This window comes from Mycobacterium sp. 4858 (assembly GCF_900240975.1).
Classification (GTDB): Bacteria; Actinomycetota; Actinomycetes; order Mycobacteriales; family Mycobacteriaceae; genus Mycobacterium.
Window position 1 is genome coordinate 476,488 of sequence record NZ_LT968776.1, and the last position, 24,828, is coordinate 501,315.

26 protein-coding genes and 1 pseudogene are annotated in these 24,828 nt (G+C 69.2%); 5 read left to right on the forward strand and 22 right to left on the reverse strand.

Annotation, left to right across the window (positions count from 1 at the left end; genetic code table 11):
* The 7 genes from map to dxr all read right to left on the reverse strand — a co-directional run bounded on the left by map (window position 1) and on the right by dxr (window position 8,146).
* On the reverse strand, window positions 1-858 hold the full coding sequence (gene map / locus C1737_RS10575; RefSeq protein WP_067921064.1) for a type I methionyl aminopeptidase: 858 nt from the start codon (window positions 856-858) through the stop codon (window positions 1-3).
* 10 nt (window positions 859-868) lie between these two features.
* A complete protein-coding gene (locus C1737_RS10580; protein WP_102418121.1) occupies window positions 869-1,477 on the reverse strand; it encodes a DUF1707 domain-containing protein in 609 nt (202 codons plus the stop codon).
* Window positions 1,478-1,633: 156 nt separating this feature from the next.
* Entirely contained in the window at window positions 1,634-3,448 is a 1,815-nt protein-coding gene (locus C1737_RS10585; RefSeq protein ID WP_102418123.1) for a penicillin-binding transpeptidase domain-containing protein, read from the reverse strand.
* A 150-nt stretch (window positions 3,449-3,598) separates the two neighbouring features.
* On the reverse strand, window positions 3,599-4,453 hold the full coding sequence (locus tag C1737_RS10590) for a GNAT family N-acetyltransferase (protein WP_067921024.1): 855 nt from the start codon (window positions 4,451-4,453) through the stop codon (window positions 3,599-3,601).
* A 57-nt stretch (window positions 4,454-4,510) separates the two neighbouring features.
* Window positions 4,511-5,689 (reverse strand): flavodoxin-dependent (E)-4-hydroxy-3-methylbut-2-enyl-diphosphate synthase, encoded by a 1,179-nt coding sequence (gene ispG / locus C1737_RS10595; protein WP_067921026.1) that lies wholly within the window; start codon window positions 5,687-5,689, stop codon window positions 4,511-4,513.
* 17 nt (window positions 5,690-5,706) lie between these two features.
* On the reverse strand, window positions 5,707-6,921 hold the full coding sequence (locus C1737_RS10600) for an RIP metalloprotease (protein WP_102418125.1): 1,215 nt from the start codon (window positions 6,919-6,921) through the stop codon (window positions 5,707-5,709).
* A 19-nt stretch (window positions 6,922-6,940) separates the two neighbouring features.
* A complete protein-coding gene (gene dxr, locus C1737_RS10605; RefSeq protein WP_102418128.1) occupies window positions 6,941-8,146 on the reverse strand; it encodes a 1-deoxy-D-xylulose-5-phosphate reductoisomerase in 1,206 nt (401 codons plus the stop codon).
* 78 nt (window positions 8,147-8,224) lie between these two features.
* Between dxr and C1737_RS10610 the strand changes: the two genes are divergently transcribed.
* Window positions 8,225-8,479, forward strand: a complete 255-nt coding sequence (locus C1737_RS10610; protein ID WP_067921031.1) for a DUF2631 domain-containing protein — start codon at window positions 8,225-8,227, stop codon at window positions 8,477-8,479.
* A 119-nt stretch (window positions 8,480-8,598) separates the two neighbouring features.
* On the opposite strand, the gene rlmN is transcribed toward C1737_RS10610, so the two are convergent.
* The 4 genes from rlmN to pyrH form a co-directional block, all read right to left on the reverse strand.
* A complete protein-coding gene (gene rlmN / locus C1737_RS10615) occupies window positions 8,599-9,693 on the reverse strand; it encodes a 23S rRNA (adenine(2503)-C(2))-methyltransferase RlmN (RefSeq protein WP_102418131.1) in 1,095 nt (364 codons plus the stop codon).
* 23 nt (window positions 9,694-9,716) lie between these two features.
* Entirely contained in the window at window positions 9,717-10,538 is an 822-nt protein-coding gene (locus tag C1737_RS10620) for a phosphatidate cytidylyltransferase (protein ID WP_369804538.1), read from the reverse strand.
* Window positions 10,539-10,669: 131 nt separating this feature from the next.
* Window positions 10,670-11,227 (reverse strand): ribosome recycling factor, encoded by a 558-nt coding sequence (gene frr / locus C1737_RS10625; RefSeq protein WP_067921038.1) that lies wholly within the window; start codon window positions 11,225-11,227, stop codon window positions 10,670-10,672.
* A 67-nt stretch (window positions 11,228-11,294) separates the two neighbouring features.
* Window positions 11,295-12,098 carry a UMP kinase gene (gene pyrH / locus C1737_RS10630; RefSeq protein WP_082973179.1) on the reverse strand — a complete coding sequence of 268 codons (804 nt, stop codon included), beginning with the start codon at window positions 12,096-12,098 and terminating at the stop codon, window positions 11,295-11,297.
* Between the two features lie 349 nt (window positions 12,099-12,447).
* Here pyrH and C1737_RS10635 point away from each other — a divergent pair, with 349 nt between their 5' ends.
* Together C1737_RS10635 and C1737_RS10640 are read left to right on the forward strand one after the other, a co-directional pair.
* Window positions 12,448-12,684: a CsbD family protein gene (locus C1737_RS10635; RefSeq protein ID WP_067921042.1), complete on the forward strand. Its 237-nt coding sequence runs from the start codon at window positions 12,448-12,450 to the stop codon at window positions 12,682-12,684.
* A 228-nt stretch (window positions 12,685-12,912) separates the two neighbouring features.
* Window positions 12,913-13,656 carry a winged helix family transcriptional regulator gene (locus C1737_RS10640; protein ID WP_068099257.1) on the forward strand — a complete coding sequence of 248 codons (744 nt, stop codon included), beginning with the start codon at window positions 12,913-12,915 and terminating at the stop codon, window positions 13,654-13,656.
* 8 nt (window positions 13,657-13,664) lie between these two features.
* Here C1737_RS10640 and C1737_RS10645 read toward each other — a convergent pair whose 3' ends face one another.
* From C1737_RS10645 to C1737_RS10665, 5 genes are all read right to left on the reverse strand, one after another.
* On the reverse strand, window positions 13,665-14,600 hold the full coding sequence (locus tag C1737_RS10645; protein ID WP_102418133.1) for a lysophospholipid acyltransferase family protein: 936 nt from the start codon (window positions 14,598-14,600) through the stop codon (window positions 13,665-13,667).
* Between the two features lie 100 nt (window positions 14,601-14,700).
* Window positions 14,701-15,264 carry an MPT63 family protein gene (locus tag C1737_RS10650; protein ID WP_068099259.1) on the reverse strand — a complete coding sequence of 188 codons (564 nt, stop codon included), beginning with the start codon at window positions 15,262-15,264 and terminating at the stop codon, window positions 14,701-14,703.
* A gap of 586 nt (window positions 15,265-15,850) precedes the next feature.
* Complete coding sequence (locus C1737_RS10655) at window positions 15,851-16,270, reverse strand: hypothetical protein (RefSeq protein ID WP_067921051.1); 420 nt, start codon at window positions 16,268-16,270, stop codon at window positions 15,851-15,853.
* Window positions 16,271-16,464: 194 nt separating this feature from the next.
* Entirely contained in the window at window positions 16,465-16,794 is a 330-nt protein-coding gene (locus C1737_RS10660; RefSeq protein WP_102418136.1) for a DUF2795 domain-containing protein, read from the reverse strand.
* Between the two features lie 88 nt (window positions 16,795-16,882).
* Window positions 16,883-17,296 (reverse strand): ChaB family protein, encoded by a 414-nt coding sequence (locus C1737_RS10665; RefSeq protein WP_067921056.1) that lies wholly within the window; start codon window positions 17,294-17,296, stop codon window positions 16,883-16,885.
* Between the two features lie 129 nt (window positions 17,297-17,425).
* On the opposite strand from C1737_RS10665, the gene C1737_RS10670 reads away from it, so the two are divergent.
* Window positions 17,426-17,845 (forward strand): MarR family winged helix-turn-helix transcriptional regulator, encoded by a 420-nt coding sequence (locus C1737_RS10670; protein ID WP_067918952.1) that lies wholly within the window; start codon window positions 17,426-17,428, stop codon window positions 17,843-17,845.
* A gap of 7 nt (window positions 17,846-17,852) precedes the next feature.
* On the opposite strand, the gene C1737_RS10675 is transcribed toward C1737_RS10670, so the two are convergent.
* Genes C1737_RS10675 through rpsB form a run of 3 tightly spaced genes read right to left on the reverse strand, consistent with a single transcriptional unit; the run spans window position 17,853 to window position 20,946 of the window.
* On the reverse strand, window positions 17,853-19,250 hold the full coding sequence (locus C1737_RS10675; RefSeq protein ID WP_102418138.1) for an amidase: 1,398 nt from the start codon (window positions 19,248-19,250) through the stop codon (window positions 17,853-17,855).
* 33 nt (window positions 19,251-19,283) lie between these two features.
* Window positions 19,284-20,111 (reverse strand): translation elongation factor Ts, encoded by an 828-nt coding sequence (tsf, locus tag C1737_RS10680; RefSeq protein WP_102418141.1) that lies wholly within the window; start codon window positions 20,109-20,111, stop codon window positions 19,284-19,286.
* A 1-nt stretch (window position 20,112) separates the two neighbouring features.
* Entirely contained in the window at window positions 20,113-20,946 is an 834-nt protein-coding gene (gene rpsB, locus C1737_RS10685) for a 30S ribosomal protein S2 (RefSeq protein ID WP_067918955.1), read from the reverse strand.
* A 259-nt stretch (window positions 20,947-21,205) separates the two neighbouring features.
* On the opposite strand from rpsB, the pseudogene C1737_RS10695 reads away from it, so the two are divergent.
* A pseudogene (locus C1737_RS10695) lies at window positions 21,206-21,697 on the forward strand (M23 family metallopeptidase); the annotation flags it as partial.
* Window positions 21,698-21,817: 120 nt separating this feature from the next.
* Here the strand turns inward: C1737_RS10695 and C1737_RS10700 are convergent.
* From C1737_RS10700 to C1737_RS10710, 3 genes are read right to left on the reverse strand one after another with little or no spacing between them, the layout of a single operon-like run.
* Entirely contained in the window at window positions 21,818-22,714 is an 897-nt protein-coding gene (locus tag C1737_RS10700; protein WP_068096465.1) for a tyrosine recombinase XerC, read from the reverse strand.
* Between the two features lie 33 nt (window positions 22,715-22,747).
* Window positions 22,748-23,911, reverse strand: a complete 1,164-nt coding sequence (locus tag C1737_RS10705; RefSeq protein ID WP_102418146.1) for a lactate 2-monooxygenase — start codon at window positions 23,909-23,911, stop codon at window positions 22,748-22,750.
* A 42-nt stretch (window positions 23,912-23,953) separates the two neighbouring features.
* Entirely contained in the window at window positions 23,954-24,805 is an 852-nt protein-coding gene (locus C1737_RS10710) for a siderophore-interacting protein (protein WP_068096460.1), read from the reverse strand.
* Between the last annotated feature and the right edge of the window lie 23 nt (window positions 24,806-24,828).

Genomic DNA, 24,828 nt, shown 5'->3' on the forward strand with positions numbered 1-24,828 from the left:
TTATATCGAGGTGAGGATTTCGACGCCGGTGTCGGTCACCAGCAGGGTGTGCTCGAACTGCGCCGTCCACTTGCGGTCCTTGGTGACCACCGTCCAGCCGTCGTCCCAGATCTCGTAGTCCAGGCCGCCGAGGTTGATCATCGGTTCGATGGTGAACGTCATGCCCGGCTGCATGACCGTCGTGACCGAGGGCTGGTCGTAGTGCAGCACGACCAGGCCGTTGTGGAAGGTGGTCCCGATGCCGTGACCGGTGAAGTCGCGAACGACGTTGTAGCCGAACCGATTCGCGTAGGCCTCGATGACGCGGCCGACGACCGACAGCGCCCGCCCCGGCTTGACGGCGTTGATCGCGCGCATCGTCGCCTCCCGGGTCCGCTCGACCAGCAGCCGGTGTTCCTCGGCGACGTCGCCGGCGAGGAAGGTCGCGTTGGTGTCGCCGTGCACCCCGTCGATGTAGGCGGTCACGTCGATGTTGACGATGTCGCCGTCCTCGATCACCGTCGAGTCGGGGATCCCGTGGCAGATCACCTCGTTGAGCGACGTGCAGCACGACTTCGGAAAGCCCTTGTAGCCCAGGGTGGACGGGTAGGCGCCGTGGTCGATCATGTACTCGTGGGCGATCCGGTCCAGTTCGTCGGTCGTCACCCCGGGCGCCACCGCTTTGCCGGCCTCCTGCAGCGCGCCGGCCGCGATTCGGCCGGCGACCCGCATCTTCTCGATCACCTCGGGGGTCTGCACCCACGGCTCGCTGCCCTCGCGCACGCCTGCCTTCCAGGCGTATTCCGGACGGGGGATGCGGCTGGGCACCGGCAGAGTCGGGGACAACTCTCCGGGGGAAAGCGCGGTGCGGGCGGGCATGCCGACCAGCTTAATCACGCCGCGCGACGCCGGCTCGGCCGAAGCGGCCGCGCAGCAACGAGCGACGCGGTCCCCGGATGGTCACCGAGCCGCACACCACCCGCCCCGTCAGCACGACGTGCGGTCGCCCTTCGCCCGGCGCGTCCTTGCGGCGGTCGCGGGCGCTGCCCACGTAGACCTGGACGTCGTCGATCGACGCGCTGGCGCCGTCGGGCAGCCGGATCTCCACTGAGCCGAATCGCATGTCGAGTTCGATGACCACCACCGGGCCGGCAAACCGGGCCCTGGTGAGGTCGAGTTCGATCGATCCCAGCCGCCGGACCAGCGCCAGGCGGGTCGGCACCGTCCACTCCCCGTGCCGTTTGAGTGAGCCGGCCCAGCCGCGCAACTCGACCCGGTCGGCCGCGGACGTGACGATGGCGCCGGGACCGGGCAGGTCGCCGACCAGCCCGTCGAGCTCTCCCCGGGTGCGCGCGTAGGACACCTGCGACGAGCGCTGCTCGAACTCGTCGATATCGATCAGGCCCAGCGCGACGACGTTGTGCAGCCGCCGCATCGTGCCGTTGCGGTCGGCGTCCGAGACCCGCAACGCGACCATGTCGCCGCCGGTATCCGTCATGCTCGCAATTTACCGCCGAAGCGGCCCCGGGGACCGCGTCAGGCCAGATGGCGCCGCCCCGCTGCGCCCGGCGCAGACGCCGCGCTTGCGAGCGGCGTCAGGCTCGATGGCGCCGCCCCGCTGCGCCCGGCGCAGACGCCGCGCTTGCGAGCGGCGTCAGGCCAGGAAGTCCGGCGGCAGCGACTCGAACATCACCTTGGTCATCCGAACCGCGTATTCCGAGCTGCCGCCCCCGACGATCAGCGACGCGAACGCCAGGTCGCCGCGGTATCCGGCGAACCAGGAATGCGATCCGCCCGGGAACTCGGCCTCACCCGTCTTCCCGTAGACCGCGCCGCAGCCGGCGATCTCCTTGGCGGTCCCATTGGTCACCACCAGCCGCATCATGGGCCGCAGCGCGTCGACCATCTTGGGGCTGATCGGCGTGGTGTCGCCCTGAACCGCGGTGGGCCGGCCCGCGATGAGCTGCGGCGTCGGGGTCTTGCCTGCGGCAACGGTCGCCGCCACCAGGGCCATGCCGAACGGGCTGGCCAGCACCTTGCCCTGGCCGAAGCCGTCCTCGGTGCGCTCGGCGAGGTCCACCGTCGGCGGCACCGACCCGGTCACCGTGGTGATGCCGTCCACCTGATAGTCCAGCCCGATCCCGTACCGGCTGGCGGCCTGCGTCAGGCCCCGGGGCGGCATCCGGCTGCTCAGCTCGGCGAAGGTGGTGTTGCAGGAACTGGCGAACGCCCGGGACATCGGCACCACGCCGAGGTCGAAACCCCCGTAGTTGGGGATGGTGCGGTGCCCGATGTCCAGATGGCCCGGGCAGCCCAGCATCGTGTTGGGGGTGGCCATGTCGCGGTCGACGGCCGCGCCCGCGGTCACCATCTTGAACGTCGACCCTGGCGGGAACAGGCCGGTGGTGGCCACCAGGCCGTCGGCGTCGGCGCCCCCGTTCTGGGCGATCGCCAGGATCTCCCCCGTCGACGGCTTGATCACGACCATCATCGCCTTGCCGCCGCGGGTGTCCACCGCGCGCTGGGCGGCGTTCTGCACCACCCGGTCGAGCGTGATCGAGATCGACGGCGCCGGCGATCCCGGCACCTCGTGCAGGACTTCGACCTCGACACCGTTCTGGTTGACGCTGACCACCCGCCAGCCCGCCTCGCCGTCGAGCTGGTCGACCACGGCCTTCTTCACCTCGGACATGACGGCCGACGCGAAATGCGGGTCGGTGGGCAACATCTCGGGCTGGGGCGTGACCACGACACCGGGCAGCCGGCCGATCGCCGGGAAGACCTTGTCGTTGTCGTCTGGGTGCAGCGTCACCAGGTCCACCTGTTGCGTCGCGGAGCTGGCCTGCTCGGCGAGCAATTGCGGGTCGTTCAGCGCGCCGTTGAAGGGACGCAGGACGTCGACGATCGCGTGCGCCGTCCCGATCAGGGCGGCCCCGGATCCGGCCTGGGTGGCGTCCAACGTGTAGTGGTACAGGTAGCCGGGCACCAGCACGTCGCTGCCCCCGAGCTCGTTGACCGAAGCGCGCCGCGGGGCGTCGGCCCGCAGCGCGAATGTCTGGTGCTCGCCCAGTTTGGGGTGCAGGTCGGTGGTGGTCCAACGGACCTCCCAGCGCCCCTCGTCGCGCGCCATCTTCAGCTGGCCGTCGTAGGTCCAGGTGCGGTTCTTGGGCAGGCGCCAGGTGAAGCGGTAGCCGATCGTTCCGGTGTCCTCGGCGTACTTGGCGTTGAGGATCTGCGTGTCGAGGTGACTGGCCTGCAGGCCCGCCCACGCCGCGTTGAGCGCCTCGCGGGCCTCGTTGGGGTTGTCGCTGAGTTGCGCGGCCGTGGCGGTGTCGCCGATGGCCAGAGCACCGAAGAACTTCTCGGCCGCCGGCCCCGGGCCGTCGGGCCGCGGCGTGCACCCGGACAGGGCGGCGGCCGCGAGGAGCAATCCGGCCGTCGCGATGACCAGTGGGGTTTTTGTGACCATTGGTACAGATGTTATGAAGGCCGGCTGTTGGCTCGGTGTCGACACACCGAGACGCGATCGTTATGCACGCGCGGGATCTCCCGAACGCCCGGCCAGCCGGGCGTTCGCCGCCCAGCGCCCGGCCAGCCGGGCGTTCGGCGGCAGGCCGACCTAGTCCAGCAAGACCGTCGCGAAGGTGCCCACCTCGGCGAAGCCGACACGAGCGTAGGCCGCGCGCGCGACCGTGTTGAAGCTGTTCACGTACAGGCTGGCGGTACGCCCGCTGCCGACGACCACGGCGGCCACCGTCGCGGTGCCTGCGGTGCCCAGGCCCAGGCCCCGCCACTCCGGGTGCACCCAGACCCCTTGGATCTGGCCGACGCCCGGCGACTGCGAACCCACCTCGGCCTTGAAGACGACCTGGCCGTGCTCGAAGCGGGCCCAGGCGCGGCCGGCCGCGATCAGGCTCGCCACCCGCCGCCGGTACCCGCGACCGCCGTCACCGATGCGGGGGTCGACGCCCACCTCGCCGATGAACATGTCCACCGCGGCCACCAGATAGGCGTCCAGCTCGTCCGGCCGGACCTGGCGCACGCCGGGGTCGATGTCGCAGTCGGGATGCCTGGACAGCGCCAGCAGCGGCTGGCTGTCGCGCACGTCGCGGGCCGGGCCCCACGCCGACTCGAGCCGCTCCCACATCCGCATCACCAGGTCCGCCCTGCCGACCAGCGAGGAACAGCGGCGCGTTCCGCTCATCGCCTCGTCGGCGAAGGCGTCCATGTCCGCGGGTGTGCCGCGAAGCGGGATCAGGTTGGCGCCGGCGAAGCATAGCGATTCCTCCGCGCCACGCAGGGTCCACAGTTCGCCGCCGATGGAGTTCGGGTCGATGCCGTGGTCGGCCACCCGGGACGCGACCATGCACGACCCGACCGGATCCTCGTCGAACACCCGCCAGACGGCGGCGGCGTCGCGCACCACGGACACCCGTCGCTCACCGACAAGGCGGAACAGGGGCGGAGCCGACATCTGGCGGAACTCTCTGTGCTGCGAACTAAAGGACCGGCACGAGGAATCCGGCCCCCATCAGCTTACGGTCACGATCGGCGAACCGCTGGATGTTGTGTCAGGACCGTGATCGGCGCCCGTCTCGGTGGCCATTGCGGCCGCCAATCGCTGGGCCTCCTCGATCAGCGTCTCGACGATCTGGGATTCCGGCACCGTCTTGATCACTTCGCCGCGAACGAAGATCTGCCCCTTGCCATTTCCCGACGCCACGCCCAGGTCGGCCTCGCGCGCCTCGCCCGGGCCGTTCACCACGCACCCCATCACCGCGACCCGCAGCGGCACGTCGAGGCCGTCCAGGCCGGCGGTGACCTCGTTGGCCAGGGTGTAGACGTCGACCTGCGCGCGACCGCACGACGGGCAGGAGACGATCTCCAACCCGCGCGGACGCAGGTTCAGCGACTCGAGGATCTGGATGCCGACCTTGACCTCTTCCACCGGCGGCGCGGACAGCGACACCCGGATGGTGTCGCCGATGCCGCGCGACAGCAGGGCGCCGAACGCGACCGCGGACTTGATGGTGCCCTGGAAGGCCGGGCCGGCCTCGGTGACGCCGAGGTGCAGCGGGTAGTCGCACTGGGCGGCCAGCTGCTCGTAGGCGGCGACCATCACGACGGGGTCGTTGTGCTTGACGCTGATCTTGATGTCGCCGAAGCCGTGCTCCTCGAACAGCGAGGCCTCCCACAGCGCGGACTCCACCAGCGCCTCGGGGGTGGCCTTGCCGTACTTCTCCATGAAGCGCTTGTCCAGCGAGCCCGCGTTGACGCCGATGCGGATCGGGATGCCGGCCGCCGCGGCGGCCTTGGCGACCTCGCCGACCCGGCCGTCGAATTCCTTGATGTTGCCGGGGTTCACCCGCACCGCCGCACACCCCGCGTCGATGGCGGCGAAGATGTACTTCGGCTGGAAGTGGATGTCGGCGATCACCGGGATCTGGCTCTTCTTGGCGATCGCGGCCAGCGCGTCGGCGTCCTCCTGGCGCGGGCAGGCCACCCGCACGATGTCGCAGCCGGCGGCGGTCAGCTCCGCGATCTGCTGCAGCGTCGCGTTGACGTCGTGGGTCTTGGTGGTGCACATCGACTGCACGGAAATCGGATAGTCGCTGCCCACCCCGACGTCGCGGACCATGAGTTGGCGCGTCTTGCGCCGGGGGGCGAGCGTGGGCGCCGGAGCGTCAGGCATGCCCAGGCCAATGGTCACTTTCTGCCTTCTCTCACTTACTGGAAGAGCCTGATCGGATTGACCAGATCAGCGGTCACGGTCAGCAGCATGTAGCCGACCACGAACACCAGCACGACGTAGGTGGCGGGCATCAGCTTGAGGTAATTCACCGGCGCGGCCGCGACCATGCCGCGCGCCGACCGGATCAGGTTGCGGATCTTCTCGAACACCGCGATGGCGATGTGGCCGCCGTCGAAGGGCAGCAGCGGGACCAGGTTGATCGCGCCCAGGATGAGGTTCAGCTGGGCCAGGAAGAACCAGAACGCGACCCACAGCCCGTGGTCGACGGTGTCGCCGCCGATGATGCTGGCGCCGACCACGCTCATCGGGGTCTGCGGATCGCGCTGCCCACCGCCGATGGCGTGCACCAGCGCGCCCACCTTGGTCGGGATGGTGACCAGCGCCTTGCCCACCTCGCGGGTGAGGTCGGCGGTGAACGCGAACGTGGCCGGCACCGCGGAGAGCACGCCGTAGTGCGCGGGCGCCAGCTTGACGGCGGCGACGCCGATGGCGCCGACGGTCGAGGGCGCCGCCTGACCGCCCTGCCCGTTGGTCAGGAAACGCTGGGTGGGCGTGACGTCGACGTAGGTGGTGATCGTCTTGCCCCCGCGCTCGACGACGACCGGAACGGTGCCGTGCAGCTTGCGGACCGCGGCGGCCATGTCCTCGAACGTGGACACGGGGGTGTCGCCGACCTTGACCACGACGTCGCCCGCGCGGATTCCGGCCAGCGCCGCGGGACCGGGACCGGCGCAGTCCGCGATCTTCCCCGGGGCGACTTCCGGCGCGACACAAGCGGTTTCGCCAATCACCGCCTTGGTCGGCGGGTGCAGGTTGGGCAGGCCCCAGACCAATGCGATGCCATAGATCAGCACCAGGCAGATGACGAAGTTCATGGCCGGACCGGCGAACAGCACCGCGACGCGCTTCCACACGTCCTGCTTGTACATCGCGCGGTCGGTTTCGTCGGGAGCCAGCTCCTCGACCGAGGTCATCCCGGCGATGTCGCAGAAGCCGCCCAGCGGCACGGCCTTGAGGCCGTACTCGGTCTCGCCGCGGCGCGTCGACCACAGCGTGGGCCCGAACCCGACGAAATAGCGGCGCACCTTCATGCCGGTGGCACGAGCGACCCACATGTGACCGCACTCGTGCAGGGCCACCGACACCAGGATGGCGAGGGCGAACAGCACAATGCCGATAACGAACATCATCTCCGCTGCGGGACCTTTCTCACACCATTCCGGAGGCGTTGACGGAAGCCTCGGTGGGCCGTGCGTGCGCGACTCGATCGATTCGGCGTCTGGCCTTCTCCCTAGCCCAGCGCTGCGCGTCCAGTACCTCATCCACGTTAGCGGGTGAAAGCGCCCATTGGTCTGCGGCGTGCAGCACCTCGGCGATGGTTTTCACGATGACGGGGAATCCCACCCGGCCCTCAAGGAACGCCGCGGCCGCTTCTTCGTTGGCCGCGTTGTACACGGCGGTCATACAGCCGCCGGTCTGGCCGGCATACCGGGCCAGCTCGACGGCGGGGAAAACCTCACTGTCCAGCGGTTCGAATTCCCAGCTGGACGCGGTGCTGAAGTCGCAGGACGCGGCCACCCCGGGAACTCGGTTCGGCCAACCCAGGGCCAGCGAGATGGGCAGCTTCATGTCCGGCGGGCTGGCCTGGGCGATGGTCGAGCCGTCCACGAACGTGACCATCGAGTGAACAATCGACTGCGGATGCACGACGACCTCGATGCGGTCATACGCGATGCCGAACAGCAGGTGCGTTTCGATCAGTTCGAGCCCCTTGTTGACCAGCGAGGCCGAGTTCAGCGTGTTCATCGGCCCCATCGACCAGGTCGGGTGGGCGCCGGCCTGCTCCGGGGTGACACTCTCGAGCTGCGCGGCGGTCCAGCGGCGAAACGGGCCGCCGGAGGCGGTCAGCACCAGCTTGGCCACTTCCTCGGGGGCACCGCCGCGCAGGCACTGGGCCAGCGCGGAGTGTTCGGAGTCGACGGGCACGATCTGGCCCGGGCGCGCCGCGCGCAACACCAGCGGACCACCGGCGACCAGCGACTCCTTGTTGGCCAGCGCCAGCCGGGCGCCCGATTCCAGCGCGGCCAGCGTCGGGCGCAGGCCCAGCGCGCCCACCAGCGCGTTGAGCACGACGTCGGCCTCGGTGTCCTCGACCAGGCGGGTCACCGCGTCGGGACCGCGGTACGGGACGTCGGCGATCTGCGCCGCGCGTTCGTCGGCGACGGCGATGTTGGTGACCCCGGTGTCGGCGCGCTGGCGTAGCAGCGTGTCCAGGTTCGCACCCCCCGCGGCCAGGCCGACCACCTCGAAACGGTCCGGGTGGGCCGCTATCACCTCCAGCGCCTGAGTGCCGATGGAACCGGTGCTGCCCAGCACCAGCACCCGCAGGCGGCCGTCGGATGTCGCGTTAGTCACTCACTCATTGTGCCCGCTCGGTGCCGCGGCGGGTGTGCCAGAATCTCTCCTACCAGCCGATCACGAAAGGGATTCACCGTGGCCAGTACCGAGGTGGAACAGTTCACCGGCGTCGACACCGTCGAGGTGCCGTCGGCGGCGTGGGGTTGGAGCAGGATCAATCACCGCACCTGGCACATCACCGGTCTGGTGATCTTCGGATTCCTGCTGGCGATGCTGCGCGGCAACCACGTCGGCCACGTCGAGAACTGGTTCCTCATCGGGTTCGCCGCGCTGGTGCTCGCCGCTCTGGTCCGCGACCTGTGGGGCCGCCGGCGCGGCTGGATCAGGTAGGCGCTACCCGCCGTCGGCGGCCAGCTGTCCGCACGCGGTTGCCTGATCGCCTGCGCTCCAGCTACCCGCCGTCAGCCCCCAGCTGTCCGCACGCGGCTGCCTGATCGCCTGCGCTCCAGCTACCCGCCGTCGGCGGCCAGCTGTCCGCACGCGGCGCTGATCTCCCGCCCGCGCGTGTCCCGGACGGTGCACGAAACCCCTTGCGCCCGGACCCGCCGGACGAACTCTCGCTCTACCGGCTTGGGGCTGGCGTCCCACTCACTGCCCGGGGTCGGGTTCAGCGGGATCAGGTTGACGTGCACGAGCGGGCCGAGCGCCCGGTGCAGGCGCTTGCCGAGCAGATCGGCCCGCCACGGCTGGTCGTTGACGTCGCGGATCAACGCGTACTCCACCGACACCCGGCGACCGGTGACGTCGGCGTAGTAGCGGGCGGCGTCGAGCGCCTCGGCGATCTTCCACCGGTTGTTGACCGGCACCAGCGTGTCGCGCAGTTCGTCGTCCGGCGCGTGCAGCGACAGCGCCAGCGTCACCCCGAGCCGCTCGTCGGCCAGTTTGCGGATGGCCGGAGCCAGCCCGACGGTCGACACGGTGACCGAGCGCGCGGAGATGCCGAAGCCGTGCGGCGGCGGCTCGGTGATGCGACGCACCGCGGCCACCACCCTGGCGTAGTTGGCCAGCGGCTCCCCCATGCCCATGAACACGATGTTGGACAGCCGATCGCCGAAGTCATCCCGCAGGGCGACCGCGGCCGAACGCACTTGTTCGAGGATCTCCGCGGTCGACAGGTTACGGGTCAGTCCGCCCTGCCCCGTCGCGCAGAACGGGCAGGCCATGCCACAGCCGGCCTGCGACGAGATGCACACGGTGTTGCGCTGCGGGTAGCGCATCAGCACCGACTCGAACGTCGTCCCATCGGTGCCGCGCCACAACGTCTTTCGGGTCTGCCCGGCGTCACAGGTGACTTCGGCGGCCGAGGTGAGCAGGCGCGGGAACATCGCTTCGGCGACCCGGTCCCGCACGGCGGCCGGGAGGTCGGTCATCTCGCGCGGGTCGGCGATCAGGCGGCCGTAGTACTGATGCGCGAGCTGCTTGGCGCGGAACGCCGGCAGGCCCAGCTCAGCGACGGCCGCCGCGCGGCCTTCCGCGTCCAAGTCGGCCAGGTGCCGCGGCGGCCTGGCGGGGCGGGGTTCGGTGAAAACCAGTTGTTGGACCATGACCAGTCCAGTATCGGCCCTTCTCAGTGAACGAGCGTCAGCACCGTCCACGCCGCGACCGCCGAGGGCAGCACGCCGTCGAGCCGGTCCATCAGACCCCCGTGGCCGGGCAGCAGGCGGCCCATGTCCTTGATGCCCAGGTCGCGCTTGATCTGGGATTCGACCAGGTCGCCGAGCGTGCAGGTGAGCACCAGGACGACGCCCAGCAGCGCGCCGATCCAGGGCGGTTTGCCGGCCAGGAAGGTGGCCGTCAGGATCGCCGCGGTGATCCCGAAAAAGAGCGAGCCGGCGAAACCCTCCCAGGACTTCTTCGGGCTGATCGCGGGAACCATCGGGTGCTTGCCAAGCAGGACGCCCACGGCATAGCCGCCCACATCGGAGGCGACGACGGTGACCATCAGGCAAAACACCCGGCCCGCGCCGTCCTGCGGGTAGACCAGCATGGCGCCGAACGAGGCGAACAGCGGTACCCACGCGGCCAGGAACACGGTCGCCGACGCGTCGCGCAGATAATTCGCCGAAGGCGAACCGGCGAACGGCTCGGGCCGCTTGCTGTTGTCCTGCATGAACAGCCGCCACACGTTGCAGACCACCACGGTGGCGCCGAACCCGGCCAGGGCGCCTGCGGCATGATAGGGCCACGTCAGCCAGACGGTGACCTGGCCGCCGATCAGCAACGGGATGAGCGGGATGACGTACCCGGCCTCGCCCAGCCGCCGCGCCACCTCAATGGTGGCGACGAAGATCGCGAGCGCGACGATGGGAACCCAGTAGCGCGGCGCGTACACCAGCGTCACGATCAACACGCCGCCGATCCCCGCGCCCACCGCGATGGCGGCGCGCAGGTCACGTCCCGCACGGGACGTCTTCTTGGCCGCCTGCGTGGCCTTGGTGGCCTCACGCGGCGGCTCGTCGGGCGGGCTGGCTGCGCCGGTATTAGCCACGGACCTGGGTGAACTCAGCTGCTGGGCGGCCGCTAGACCTCCAGCAGCTCGCCTTCTTTGTGCTTGACCAGGTCTTCGATCTGGGTGATGTACTGGTGGGTGGACTTGTCCAGGTCTTTCTCCGCCCGGCCGACCTCGTCCTCGCCGGCCTCGCCGTCCTTGCGGATGCGATGCAACTCCTCCATCGCTTTGCGGCGGATGTTGCGCACCGACACCTTGGCGTCTTCCCCCTTGCCCTTGGCCTGTTTGACCAGCTCCCGCCGTCGCTCCTCGGTGAGTTGTGGCACCGCCACCCGGATGAGGGTGCCGTCGTTGGTGGGGTTGACGCCCAGGTCGGAGTTGCGAATCGCCGTTTCGATCGCGCCGAGCTGACTGGCCTCGTAGGGCTTGATGACGACGAGCCGCGCCTCCGGCACGTTGATGCTGGCCAGCTGCGTGATCGGGGTGGTGGCGCCGTAGTAGTCGATGACGATCCGGGAGAACATGCCGGGGTTGGCGCGGCCGGTCCGAATGGTTGACAAGTCGTCACGGGCCACCGCTACGGCCTTCTCCATCTTCTCTTCGGCGTCGAAGAGAGCCTCGTCAATCATTGCGCCCGCTCCTGTTCATCACTGCGTTGTGCGTCGTCGCCAGCGCGGATCATCTTCGCTCTTCCCCTCAGGTGGTGACCAGTGTCCCGATTTTCTCACCGGCGACCGCGCGGGCGATATTGCCATTGGTCAGCAGGTTGAACACCAGGATCGGCATGCCATTGTCCATGCAGAGGCTGAACGCGGTGGCATCGGCTACTCGCAGGCCTCGGTCGATGACCTCGCGGTGGCTGATCGCGGCGATGAGCTCGGCGTGCGGGTTCTGCCGGGGATCCGCGGAAAACACCCCGTCGACCGCCTTGGCCATCAAGACCACCTCCGCGCCGATCTCCAGCGCCCGCTGCGCGGCCGTGGTGTCGGTGGAAAAGTACGGCAGCCCCATGCCGGCCCCGAAAATCACCACCCGCCCCTTCTCCAGGTGCCGTACGGCACGCAGCGGCAGGTAGGGCTCGGCGACCTGGCCCATGGTGATCGCGGTCTGCACCCGGGTCACGATGCCTTCCTTCTCCAGGAAGTCCTGCAGCGCAAGGCTGTTCATGACCGTGCCGAGCATGCCCATATAGTCCGAACGGGTGCGTTCCATGCCGCGCTGCTGCAGCTGCGCGCCGCGGAAGAAGTTGCCGCCACCGATCACGACGGCGACCTGGACGCCGTCGCGAACCACCTCGGCTATCTGGCGGGCCACCCGCGCCACGACATCGGGGTCCAGACCGACCTGGCCACCGCCGAACATCTCGCCGCCAAGCTTGAGCAACACCCGGGAGTACTTGGGCCGGGTTCGCGGTTGCCCGGCGGCCGATCCGTTCTCCGGTGCCATGTTTTCCTTCGGAGCCGCCGCGCCGGCGGCTGGGGGCTCGCTGGACTCCGTCATCAGGCTCCTCGCATGAGAGTGCCATCCCGGGGTGAGCACATCCGGAACGGCATTTCACATCCTGCCTCATCGCAGCACAACGGGGCGCCGGTGGGGTGCATTATGCGCAGAGTTGGCGATGCGGACGGCTTTTCGAGCAGATCGACCCAGGTCCGGCCGGCCGTCGGCCCGCCCCGCCGCCCTCGGCCGGCGAATGTTTGAGCGATGGCCGACAGGGGGAATCCGCACCAACGCGGTGGGAATTCACGGTCTTGAGAATAAGGGCCAACCCGCCGTTGACCGGACCGGTCGCCTCGGCGATCGGCATTGAGCGATCGCTCAAGGTACGCCTATGAGGAGGAACTGATCCATGGCGGACAACAACTCGGGACCTGCTGAAGCTGTCAAGGGCGTCGTCGAAGACGTCAAGGGCAAGGCCAAGGAAGCCGCTGGTGCGGTGATCGGCCGTGACGACCTGACCCGCGAGGGCCAGGCCCAGCAGGACAAGGCGGAAGCACAGCGAGACGCGGCGAAGAAGGAAGCCGAGGCCGAGGCGGCGCGCGGCGGCGCCGAGGCCGCTGAGCAGCGCCAGAAGGCCAATCAGTAGCTTGCTGGAAGGATGGGTCCGGTCTGTGCAAACGGACCGGACCCATCGACTTTTTCCGGCGACGAGGGGCGCGCCGAGTTAGCCAGGCCGGCGCGGTCGGCAATCTCCTCGAGACATTTTGCTTAATTTCGCGACGAGCGGGTAATCAGCGCTGCGCTGGCAGACATCTCCCTGCGGGATGCCTACGGCGGGGGGGAACACACCCACGCGAAGTTCGGGAGATGTTGGTTGGACGTTCTATTGCTGACCGACGCGGACGACTTCGACGGGGCGCTGCCGCCCCTGCCGTCGTTCGCGCGAATCAAGAGACGCGCGCCACTGACCGGTGACCGCGATGCGCCGGCCGATCCCGGCGACGTCGCAATTGTCGACGCGCGTGGCGACCTCGCGGCCGCCCGGGAGGCGTGCCGTCGGCTGACCACCGAGGCCCCCGCCACCGCGGTGGTGGCCCTGGTGGAGCGGACCGGCGCAGTGACGGTCGACGGCGACTGGGACGGTGACGGGGTCGTTGACGACGTCATGCCGTCCGGCGCCGACGCCAACGAGCTGCAGGAACGGCTGCGGCGCGCGATTACGCAGCGGCGCAACGCAATCGACGGCAGCCTGAGATTCGGCGCCCTGCTTTTGCACCCGACCGGCTTCACCGGGTCACTGGAGGGCAGAGACCTGGGTTTGACGCTGACCGAGTTCAAACTGCTGAGTTTCCTTGTACAGCACGCCGGTCGGCCTTTCACGCGGACCCGCCTGATGCACGAGGCGTGGGGCTACGACAGCAACGGCCGCGTCCGCTCGGTCGACGTCCACGTCCGCCGACTGCGCGCCAAGCTCGGTCCTCGGCACCAGTCGATGATCGACACCGTCCGAGGCGTGGGCTACATGGCGGCAACCCCACCGCATCCGGAATGGATTGTCAGCGAACCGACGGTGATGTGGGCGACGGCGACCTCCGCCTCGAACACCTTGCCGCACTGATTCTTTCGTCAGCCGAATAGCGGGAAGGCGCGCTTGCGGGCGAGCGCGTCCATGCCCTGCTGGATGGAGTCCTGGATCTCACGGTACTTGCGGTCGACGTAGGCTTCGTCCTCCGCGCGTGCGGGATCGTGGTCGAGTTCCACGGGCGGCATGAACCGGGTCCTGATCTTGGCCGGCAGCGGAAGCTGCGGCAGCGCCGCGGGCGCGATCCCCCACGGCAGTGAGATCGCCAAGGGGAACACTTTGAGGCGCAGCAGGCGGTCGAGCTGCAAGGCCTTTGACAGCTTGTCACCGCGGATCAGCACGGGCATCGCGTCGGCGCCGCCCACCGTGGCGATCGGCACGACGGGAACGCCCGCCCGAATCGCCATCTTCACGAACCCTTTTCGGCCCGCCAGGTTGGCTTGGTCGCGCTCGATCCACGGGCGCAGCGAGTCCACTTCGCCGCCGGGCCACAGCGCAACATCACGCCCCTCGGCCAGGGCGGTGGCGATGGCGTCCGGCGCGGCCGGAAGCACCCCCATGGACCGGAAGTACCGTCCGATCACCGGAATCGCCATCAACGCGTCATGCGCCGTGCCGTGTAGCGGGCGTTCCTGACCGAAACGACGCCACCACTGCAGACCGACGGTCCAGGCATCCCAGACGAACGGAGCGCCGGAGTGGATGCCGACCAGCAGTGCCGGCGGCGCCGGAACGTTCTCCCAGCCGTCGATCTCCATGCGAAACCAGTAGTCCACCAAGACATTCCAGAGGTACTTCTGGCGTTGCAGGGTGGTCTCGTCCTGCCCGCTGAGATCCCACCTGCCGGCGCGCTCGGCGACCCAACCGCTCAATCCGCCGCCCTGGTCGCTGCGCCGCTCCTCCATCGTCGCCCGCGCCTGCTCGGCATGGACCTGCGCCTGGTCGCGTATTTCGGCTGGCCTGTGATCCGGGTTACTCATGGGTGCCGGGTACCCGATTCATGCGCGCACGATGCACCGCCGCCAGAAAAACGGAACTCCCCGCGTCGCACGCGACGCGGGGAGATTTCCGCAAGCCGGACTACGTGTGGGCGGGGGCCGGGCTGGGCGGAGCGCCCGGTGCCGGGCTGGCGTTCGGGGCGCCAGGCGCCGCGCCACCCTGCACGTTCGAGGTCCAGATCAGAATGTCTTGCATTCCGTCGTTGTAGACGACGCCGTTCGGCGGCGCGCCCGTCACGTCGAAGTACAGCGTTCCGGTCGACTCGTTGCCCTGCGGGATCGGCGCCGGGTTAAGGCCGTTCGGGACCCCAACCTTGTCGATCACCCGGTAGTTCTGACCATTGGGACCGCGGGCGATGAAGTCGTTGACCATCGGGGTCACGACTCCACCGTCCGACCGGGCGGTGATGTCCGCCTGGTAGAGCGTCCCCTTGGGCGTGTAGCCCGGAATCGCGGCGTTGCTCGGCTGCAGGTTGCTGACCGTGTAGTCCGTGATCAGCGGCCCGTCGACGAGTTTTTCGCTGGTGCCGAAACCCTGAATGTTGGGCGGCGGCGCGGCCGAAGCCGGCACCGCGGCGAAAATGCCCGCCGCCGCTATCCCCCCGGCAGCGGCGGCTGTCTTCACGGCCGTCTTGGTGACCTTCATTGTCCATTCCTTTCGTGTCGAACAATCGCCCCTCGAAAGGGCAATACGCACATAAGCGGGCCATAGCCATTTGTCATCCGCTCTAAACGTGTTCGCGTGCCTAAATTCCGGAATAGGTGCCGCTTGCCTGCCGAAATGGATTTTTTTGCTGGACAGCATCTTTCGCATCAGCTCTTAACATCTGTATCGCCATTCACGCCGTATCAGTGATATGCGGACCCCACGGTGGGCCCCGGCAGCGCGATTAGCGCCCGTTCTGGGGGTAGTCGGAGCCAGACCCGCCAGACCGGTACGAAAGGGGCCGTCGACGGAACGCGGAAAGCTCCAAGCACAGTCCGCGCGAGGATGACGAACTCGAACACAAGCTGGACGGCACGCTGCGCGGAAATCGGTCCAGTCGCGCCGAGGAATGGCGCGACCCCGAGCCGCCTGCCGACGACGACGCCGACATCCCGACTGCCGGGCCGCCGCCGCACGAATCCTAGAACCGTTTGCTCGCAGCAATGCATGACGGACCTTCGAACACGAAAGAGAAAGCACATGGGTTTTGCCGCGGCCGGTTCTGTGGGCCCCTCGGGCACCGCGGTTACGGGCGGAACGGGCACACCATGCCGGGCGTCCAGCCGAGCGGGACCGCCGGGTTGGCGGGATCCGGCGGGCAGACGCGGTAGCACTGGGTGCCGCCCCACCCCAACACGGAGACGCTGACGCAGTGGTCGTAGCTGCCGTCGGGATACGGGTTGCCATCGCAGTAGGTGCCGCCGCCCCACGGCGACCATCCGCCCTGGCATCCGGCCGTCGGGACGTTGTCGGCGGGGGCTAAGGGATTGTCCGGCAAGGAGATTGGCCTGTCAGCGCACAAGAATTCGGTATCGGCCGTCGCCGCACGGCCGTCGGCGTCGTCGGGTCGATCGAGTGCCGTCGTCACCAGGGTGCCCACGGCCAGGGCCGCCGCTGTCGCGCCGACCGCGAGCCCGGCCAAAGTCGCCGCAACCATGCCCTTCATGACCCCTGCCCTCCATCGCGAAACCCGACCCCCTTCAGGGAATTCGAGCACCGCGCACCATCGGCGGCTAGGGTCTAGGGACCCTCGGACCGGGCCGAAGGTCACTCACGGCATCGGTGGGCCGAACTCGGGTCGAAATGCCCGCTGGCACTGGTGGTTCGACGGCTCGGCCGTCAGCGTGTGACGCGCCGGAGTCAGGAACCCCGGTTCTCGCCCAGCTCGTCGACGATCGGGCTCTGGACGGGGATGTCCTTGCCGTTCTCGGCGAGCCCGGGTTTGGTGTGGGAGCGGCGCGCCGCGGCCTGGTCGCCGTCCCGGACGTCGTGTTCGTCGGCGATGGTGACCGACGCGGCGACCTGGGCGGCGTTGTTGTAGGTCTCGGTCGGAATGCCCCGCAGGGCGCGGATCGTGTTCTCGTTGCAGCCATTGCGACCGGCGGCCTCGAGCAGGTCCTGCTTGTTCGCCGGAAAGTCCACATCGTTGAGGCACTGGCGCAGCTGACTAGGGGTGGTGGACGCAACCATGGCTGGCGGGATGCCCGGTGGCCACGTGTCTAAACGGCGCCGGGGGGTGCTGTCTCGGTCACATCGGCGCGGCCGCCGGGCGCGTTTCTCAGCGGCCGCGGACCCGCCGGTTGTGTTTGACGATCGCGTCGACCAACTCCGGCTTGCTCATCGTCGAGCGGCCCCGGACGTCGAGTCGCCGGGCCACGTCGAGCAGGTGTTTCTTGCTCGCGTTGGCGTCCACGCCCTCGGCGGTCGCCCCGGAGGCTCGCGGGCCGCCGCTGGTGGCGCGCTCGTCGGACGGCCCCTTCGCGTCCTTGGCCTCCCAATGGTCGCCGACCTTTTCGAAACTGTGCTTGAGGGCGGAGTACGCCACCCGGTGGGCGCGCTCTTCGCTGCCGTATTCCTCGGCGGCCGCATCGTGCGTCTTCGCAAATGTGCGTTGCGCTTTGGCGCCGGAACGCTGCAAGGTGCTCGGCAGTTCGTCCTTCTTCGGCTTGCCGCCTTTCGCCGTCTTCGGCATGAAAACCTCCTGATAAGCCCGTGCGAGCGGGTGCCGCCGCTGCTCGGGTACCCCCTTGACCGGCCAGCAATCCCGACTTCGCGCCGCGAATCGACGTCCAGACGGCCGAAATATGTCAATATCGTTGACATGGTCCTCGCCGAAGACGCCCCGCTCGGTTACCTGCTCTATCGGGTGGCGAGCCTGCTGCGACCGGAGGTGTCCGCGGTGTTGGGCCCGCTCGGTCTGACGCTGCCCGAATTCGTCTGCCTGCGCATGCTTTCGATGTTTCCCGGGACGTCGAGCGCCGAGCTGTCCCGGCAGGCTGGGGTCACCCCGCAGGCGATGAACACCGTGCTGCGCAAGCTGGAAGACATTGGCGCCGTGGCGCGTCCGACATCGGTGTCCAGCGGCCGCGCCCTACCCGCCACGCTGACCGGGCAGGGCCGGGCCCTGCTGAAGCGCGCGGAAGGCGCGGTGCGGAACGCCGATGCCCGCATCCTGGCGAAGCTGACCGAGCCTCAGCAGCGCGAGTTCAAGCGGATGCTCGACAAGCTCGGGTCCGACTGAGCGGCAACTAAGCCGTCTGGATGCGGGCCCAGGGCCGGGCCTCTTCCAGTTCGTAGGCCAGCTCGAGCAGCAGCGCCTCCTGCCCGACGTCGGCCGAGAACATCATGCCGACCGGCATGCCGTCGTCGGACTGCGCCAACGGAAGTGAGATCGCCGGCTCGCCGGTGACGTTCTGCAGCGGGGTGAACGACACCCAGTCGATCAGCCGCTCGATGACCTGGTGGTAGTCGGTGGGTGCCAGATAGCCGATGCGGGGCGTCTCGTCGGCGAGCGTCGGGGTCAGCACGACGTCGTAGGTGCCGAAGAATTGCGCGGTACGCCTACGGATTCGGCGCAGGCGCATGATGGCCAGAGGCAGTCGGTGGATGTTGCGGCCGGTGTGTCGCTCCAGACCGAGCGTCAGGCTGTCCAACCGCCCGCGGTCGAACGTCTTGCCGAACATGTGCCGGCCGCTGCGCACCTGGGCCAGCGCGAGAAATCCCCAGTAGAGGACGAAATCGTCGACGAAGCTGGCCGGCACCGGGGGCTCATCGAGGTATTCGACACGGTGCCCCAACTCCTCGAGAAGGCCGGCGGACTTCAGCGTCAGCTCGCGTACCTGGGGGCTGCAGTCGCGTTGCACCGACCGGGTCAGCACGGCGATCCGCAGCCGCCGTCTGCCGGGCCCGGTGACGTCCCCGACGGACGCCAGTTTCGGGTTGCGCCAGATGCGTTCGGCCTCCCGGTAGAGCGCCGCGGTGTCACGCACCGACCGGGTCACCACACCGTTGGCGACGATGCCCACCGGCATCCGGCGCAGGTGGGCGTCCAGCGGCAGCCGCCCGCGCGAGGGCTTCAGCCCGACGAGCCCGTTGCAGGCGGCGGGGATGCGGATAGAGCCGCCGCCGTCGTTGGCGTGGGCGATGGGCACCACGCCGGCGGCAACGAACGCACCCGAGCCCGACGAGGAAGCGCCGGCGCTGTAGTCGGTGTTCCACGGGTTGCGGACCGGCCCCAGCCGTGGGTGCTCGGCCGACGCGCTGAATCCGAATTCCGACAGCTGCGTCTTGCCCACGGGGGCCAGCCCGGTGGCCAGGAACAGCCGGGTGAATTCGCCGTCGGAGGCGGCATTCCAAGGCGTCCACGCGTCGGTGCCGTGCATCGTCGGCTGGCCGGCGATGTCGACGTTGTCCTTGAGGAACGTCGGGACGCCGTCAAAGAAGCCGCTCGCCGCCGGGGCGGTTCGCGCCTGCTGGAACGCCGCATACGCCAGGCCGTTGAGGATCGGATCGACGGCCTCGGTGCGGGCGATGGCGGCCTCGACGACCTCCGCCCTGCTCACCCACCCGGCCTGGATGGCGTGGGCGAGGCCCACCGCGTCCAGATCACCGAGGGCGTCGTCGCCGAACGCGTGCACGTGTCGCATAGCACCAGACGCTAACGCGCGCGTGCCCGCGGGTTAAGCCTGGCCCACCTCGAAGCGAACGAAGCGCGTCACCGTGACACCGGCCTCGTCGAGCAGCGCCTTGACCGTCTTCTTGCTGTCGGACACCGACGGCTGCTCCAGCAGCACCGCGTCCTTGAAGAATCCGTTCAGCCGGCCCTCGACGATCTTGGGCAGCGCCTGCTCCGGCTTGCCCTCGGCCTTGGCCGTTTCCTCGGCGATGCGGCGCTCGCTGGCCACGACGTCTTCGGGGACGTCGTCGCGCGAGAGGAAGCGCGCCTTGAGCGCGGCGATCTGGAGCGCGACCGTGTGGGCCGCGTCTTTGTTTTCGCCGCTGAACTCCACCAGCACGCCGACTGCCGGGGGCAGGTCGGCGGCGCGCTTGTGCAGGTAGGCCTCGACGTTGCCGTCGAAGTACTGCACGCGCCGCAACTCGAGCTTCTCGCCGATCTTGGCCGACAGGTCGGCGATGGCCTGCTCGACGGTCTTAGTCGCCGATCCCGAAGAAATAGGAGCCGCCTTGAGCGTCTCGACGTCGGCGGCCTTCGCGGCCAGCGCGGCGTCGATGACCTGGTCGGCCAGGGCCTGGAACTCGGCGTTCTTGGCGACGAAGTCGGTCTCGGAGTTCAGCTCGATCAGCGCGCCGCCCTTGGCCGCGACCAGACCCTCGGCCGTGGCGCGCTCGGCACGCTTGCCCACGTCCTTGGCGCCCTTGATGCGCAGCGCCTCGACCGCCTTGTCGAAGTCGCCATCGCTCTCGGCCAGCGCGTTCTTGCAGTCCAGCATGCCGGCGCCGGTGAGCTCCCGAAGCTTCTTGACGTCGGCGGCGGTGAAGTTGGCCATATCAGCCTTCCGTGGGTGTGGATTCGGGCGCGCCCGCAGCAGCATCGGTGGGGGCGCTGGCAGCGGCGGAGGCCAGCAGTTCCTGCTCCCATTCGGGCAGCGGCTCGGCGGCTTCCGCCTCGGGCTTGCCGTCGCCGCGGCCGACTCCGGCGCGCGCCTGCAGGCCCTCGGCGACCGCGGAGGCGATCACCTTGGTCAGCAGCGCGGCCGAGCGAATCGCGTCGTCGTTGCCGGGGATCGGGTAGTCGACCTCGTCGGGGTCGCAGTTGGTGTCCAGGATCGCGATGACCGGGATGCCCAGCTTGCGGGCCTCGCCGACGGCGATGTGCTCCTTGTTGGTGTCGACCACCCAGATCGCCGACGGCACCTTGGCCATGTCGCGGATACCGCCCAGGCTTCGCTCCAGCTTGTTCTTCTCCCGGGTCAGCATCAAGATTTCCTTCTTGGTGCGACCCTCGAAGCCACCGGTCTGCTCCATCGCCTCGAGCTCCTTGAGGCGCTGCAGCCGCTTGTGCACGGTGGAGAAGTTGGTGAGCATGCCGCCCAGCCAGCGCTGGTTCACATACGGCATGCCGACGCGGGTGGCCTCGGCGGCGACCGATTCCTGGGCCTGCTTCTTGGTCCCGACGAACAGCACCGTGCCGCCGTGGGCGACGGTTTCCTTGACGAACTCGTACGCCTTGTCGATGAAGGTCAGCGTCTGCTGCAGGTCGATGATGTAGATGCCGTTGCGGTCGGTGAAGATGAACCGCTTCATCTTGGGGTTCCAGCGACGGGTCTGGTGCCCGAAGTGAGTGCCGCTGTCGAGCAGCTGCTTCATGGTTACGACGGCCATGGTTGCGCCTTACTTGTGTCGGTTGTCGCCCGGCATCGGGTGAAGCCGGGCCCTGGCGCCTGCTGCGATGCCGGACCCAGTTAAGGGACCGCCCGGCACGCGGTGCGAACTCCTAGTGGAACGGGAGACGCGGGCGGACGCGCGAAGTCAGCCCGCGGACGAGCTGCGACCAGCAGTTTACACCGACTCAGCAGGTGGTTTTGCACAGCATCGGCGGGCCTGAGTGGTGCGGGCGCCGGCGGGGGAGTGAACTGAGCGGGTGCGACGGGGCTGGGGGCTTTTTGTGTGGCTGACGGCGCTTATCGCGGCGCCCCCCGCCGCGGGCGACGCGCGCCTGGACTGGCCGTTGCGCCCGCCCCCGGCCCCGGCCGTGGGCCGGGGCTTCGACGCCCCGTCACCGGATTGGAAGCCCGGACATCGCGGGGTGGACCTGCCCGGCGCCCCCGGCCAGCCCGTGTATGCGGCGGGCGGCGCCACCGTGGTGTTCGCCGGGCAGCTGGCGGGACGGCCTGTGGTGTCGCTGGCCCACCCGGGCGGGTTGCACACCAGCTACGAGCCGGTCCGGGCCGCGGTGCGGGCGGGTCAGGCGGTGACGGCCCAGACGGTGATCGGCTCGTTGGAGGCCGGGCATGCCGGTTGCCGGGCCGCGGCATGTCTGCATTGGGGTGCGATGTGGGGTCCGGCGTCCGGCGCCCACTATGTCGATCCGCTGGGCCTGGTGAAGTCGACTCCGATCCGGCTCAAACCGCTGGACGGATGAGGGCGCTTCGCGGCTTCGCGTGTGCGTCCAGGGCTTTGCGTGTGCGTCCAGGGCGCGAATTTCCCGGATTTTGCGCCGTCAACGCACACCCGACGCCGTCAATGCAGACCCTCACGCCCGCGGGTGCGCCTGATCATGCACCGCGCGCAATCGGGAGACGGCGACGTGGGTGTAGAGCTGGGTGGTCGCCAGGCTGGAATGGCCGAGCAGCTCCTGCACCACCCGCAGGTCGGCCCCGCCTTCGAGCAGGTGCGTCGCCGCGCTGTGCCGCAGCCCGTGCGGCCCCATGTCGGGCGCACCGTCCACCGCGGCGACCGTCTGGTGCACGACGGTGCGGGCCTGGCGCACGTCGAGGCGCCGCCCGCGCGCACCCAGCAGCAGCGCGGGGCCCGACTCCGCGGTCACCAGCGTGGGCCGTCCGTCGTGCAGCCAGGCGCGCAGCGCCTCGGCGGCCGGCATCCCGAAGGGCACGGTGCGCTGCTTGTTGCCCTTGCCCAGCACGCGGATCACCCGATGTCCGGTGTCCACGTCGTCGACGTCCAGGCCGCACAGCTCGCTCACCCGGATTCCGGTGGCATACAACATCTCGACGATCAGCCGGTCCCGCAACGCCATCGGATCCCCTTGCTGGGCACCGGATTTCGCGGCGGCCATGGCGTCGAGCGCCTGGTCCTGGCGCAGCACCGCCGGCAGGGTGCGATGCGCCTTGGGCACCTGGAGTCGGGCGGCGGGGTCCCCGGCCAGCAGGCCGCGCCGCGCGGCCCATGCGGTGAACGCCTTGACCGCCGAGGTGCGACGCGCCAGCGTCGTGCGCGCCGCACCGGCCGCGGCCGTGGACGACAACCAGGAGCGCAAGAGCGGCAGGCTCAACGTGTCGAGCGCGGCGCCGCGGCTCTCGAGGAACGTCAGCAGCGAGCGCAGGTCGCCGAGGTAGGCCCGACGGGTGTGCGCCGAACGGCCGCACTGCAGCGCCAGGTACTCGTCGAACTCCTCGAGGATGGCCTCCACGCCTGCAACGTTCGCAGGAGCCGGGGACCTGGTTCAGTCGACGCGCCGAAGCGTGTCCGGGGTGAGATCTTTCAGCGTCGGATAGCCGTCGACGGCCATGATCAGGTCGGCTTCAGCCAGCAGCGAACGCAGCACGTGCACAATGCCGTCAACGCCGCCCAGTGCCAGACCGTAGGCGTACGGACGACCGACGCCCACCGCGGTCGCGCCTAGCGCCAGCGCCTTGACGATGTCGGCGCCGTTGCGGATGCCCGAATCGAACAGCACCGGGAGGCCGTCGGCCGCCTCCACCACCCCCGGCAGGCAATCGAGAGCGGGCAGTCCGCCGTTGGCCTGCCGGCCGCCGTGCGTCGAGCAGTAGATGCCGTCGACGCCACCGTCCCTGGCGCGCCGGGCGTCGTCGGGATGGCAGATGCCCTTGATGATGAGCGGCAGCTTGGTCAGCGATCGCAGCCACGGCAGGTCGTCCCACGTCAACGGATTGCCGAACGTCGTGACCCACTGCAGCACAGTGGCTTGCGGGTCCTCCTCGGGCGGGCGCTGCAGGCCGGCGCGAAAGACCGGGTCGCTGGTGTAGTTGCTCAGGCACAGCCCGCGCAACTGCGGAAAGTTCGCCGTGCTGAGGTCGCGCGGACGCCAGCCGGGGATCCAGGTGTCCAGAGTGACGATGATGCCCTTGTAACCGGCGGCCTCGGCCCGCTGAACAAGGCTGGCGGCGAGCTCACGATTCTTCGGCGTGTACAGCTGAAAAAACCCGGGGGTGTCGCCGAATTGTGCGGCGACGTCTTCCAACGGGTCGGCGGTCAGGGTGGAAACGACCATCGGGACAGCCGTGGCCGCTGCGGCGCGCGCGGTGGCCAGGTCGCCGTGGCCATCTTGAGCACAGATGCCGATGACGCCGATCGGGGCCATGAACACCGGCGACGGCAGGGTCAGGCCGAACATCTCTACCGACAGGTCACGCTCGGCGGCGCCGACGAACATACGGGGCATCAAACCCCAGCGGTCGAACGCCTCGCGATTGGCCCGCTGGGTGCGCTCGTCGCCGGCTCCGCCGGTGACATAGGACCACACCGACGGCGACATGGCCCGCTCGGCCCGGGCCTCGAGCTCCGCGAAGGCCATCGGCAGCGCGGGCGCCACCCCACCCAGGCCCTTGAAGTAGATCTCGTTCTGGTAATCGCCGAAGTGCGCCATGGGATAAGAGGATGCCAGCCGGCAGCCGGGCCGACGAACCCGCTACGAGGCCCCGGCCTCCGCCTCGGACAGTTCCCTCTTCCATTGCCGGAACGTCTCTTCGGTGCGGCCGCGCCGCCAGTAACCCGAGATGGACGACGCCCACCTGGCGTCCACGCCGCGCTCCTTGCGGATGTAGGGCCGCAGGTTGTGCATGACGCTTTGGGCCTCGCCGTGGATGAAGACGTGCACCTGGCCGGGCAGCCACGGAGTGGTGGTGACCGCCTCGATCAGCGGGGCGTGGTCGCCGGCGCGGTCCTCGGGAACCAGGTCGGCGCGGCCACCGCGATACACCCAGTGCACCTCGACGCCCTCCGGCGCGGTTAGCGGGATCTCGTCTTCCTGGCCCGCCACCTCGATGAACGCCTTGCCGACGGCGTTGGGGGGCAACGCTTCCAGCGCCGCGGCGATCGCGGGCAGCGCGGATTCGTCGCCGGCCAGCAGGTGCCAGTCGGCGGCCGGGTCGGGCGTGTAGGCCCCACCGGGACCCATCAAGAAGATCCGCTGGCCGGGCTCGGCGGCGGCCGCCCACTGGCCGGCGATCCCGTGCTCGCCGTGGGTGACGATGTTCAGGGTGATCTCGCGGGCCGCCACGTCGACGTGGCGGACCGTCATGGTCCGGACCGACGGCCTCTTCTCCGGGGGCAGCTCGGCGAAGCTGTCCAGCGTCAACGGCTGGGGCAGTTCCGCGACGTCGACGTCATCGGAGACGAACACCAACTTGACGTAGGAGTCGGTGAATTTGCTGGGCACGAAGGCGTCGAAATCCACGCCCCTCAGTACCACCGCGACCATGTGCGGTGTGAGTTCTTTCGTATCGACAACCTCGAAGCGTTGCAGAGGTCGACCCGCCACTTGTCCTCCCGTCCAGACCCGGC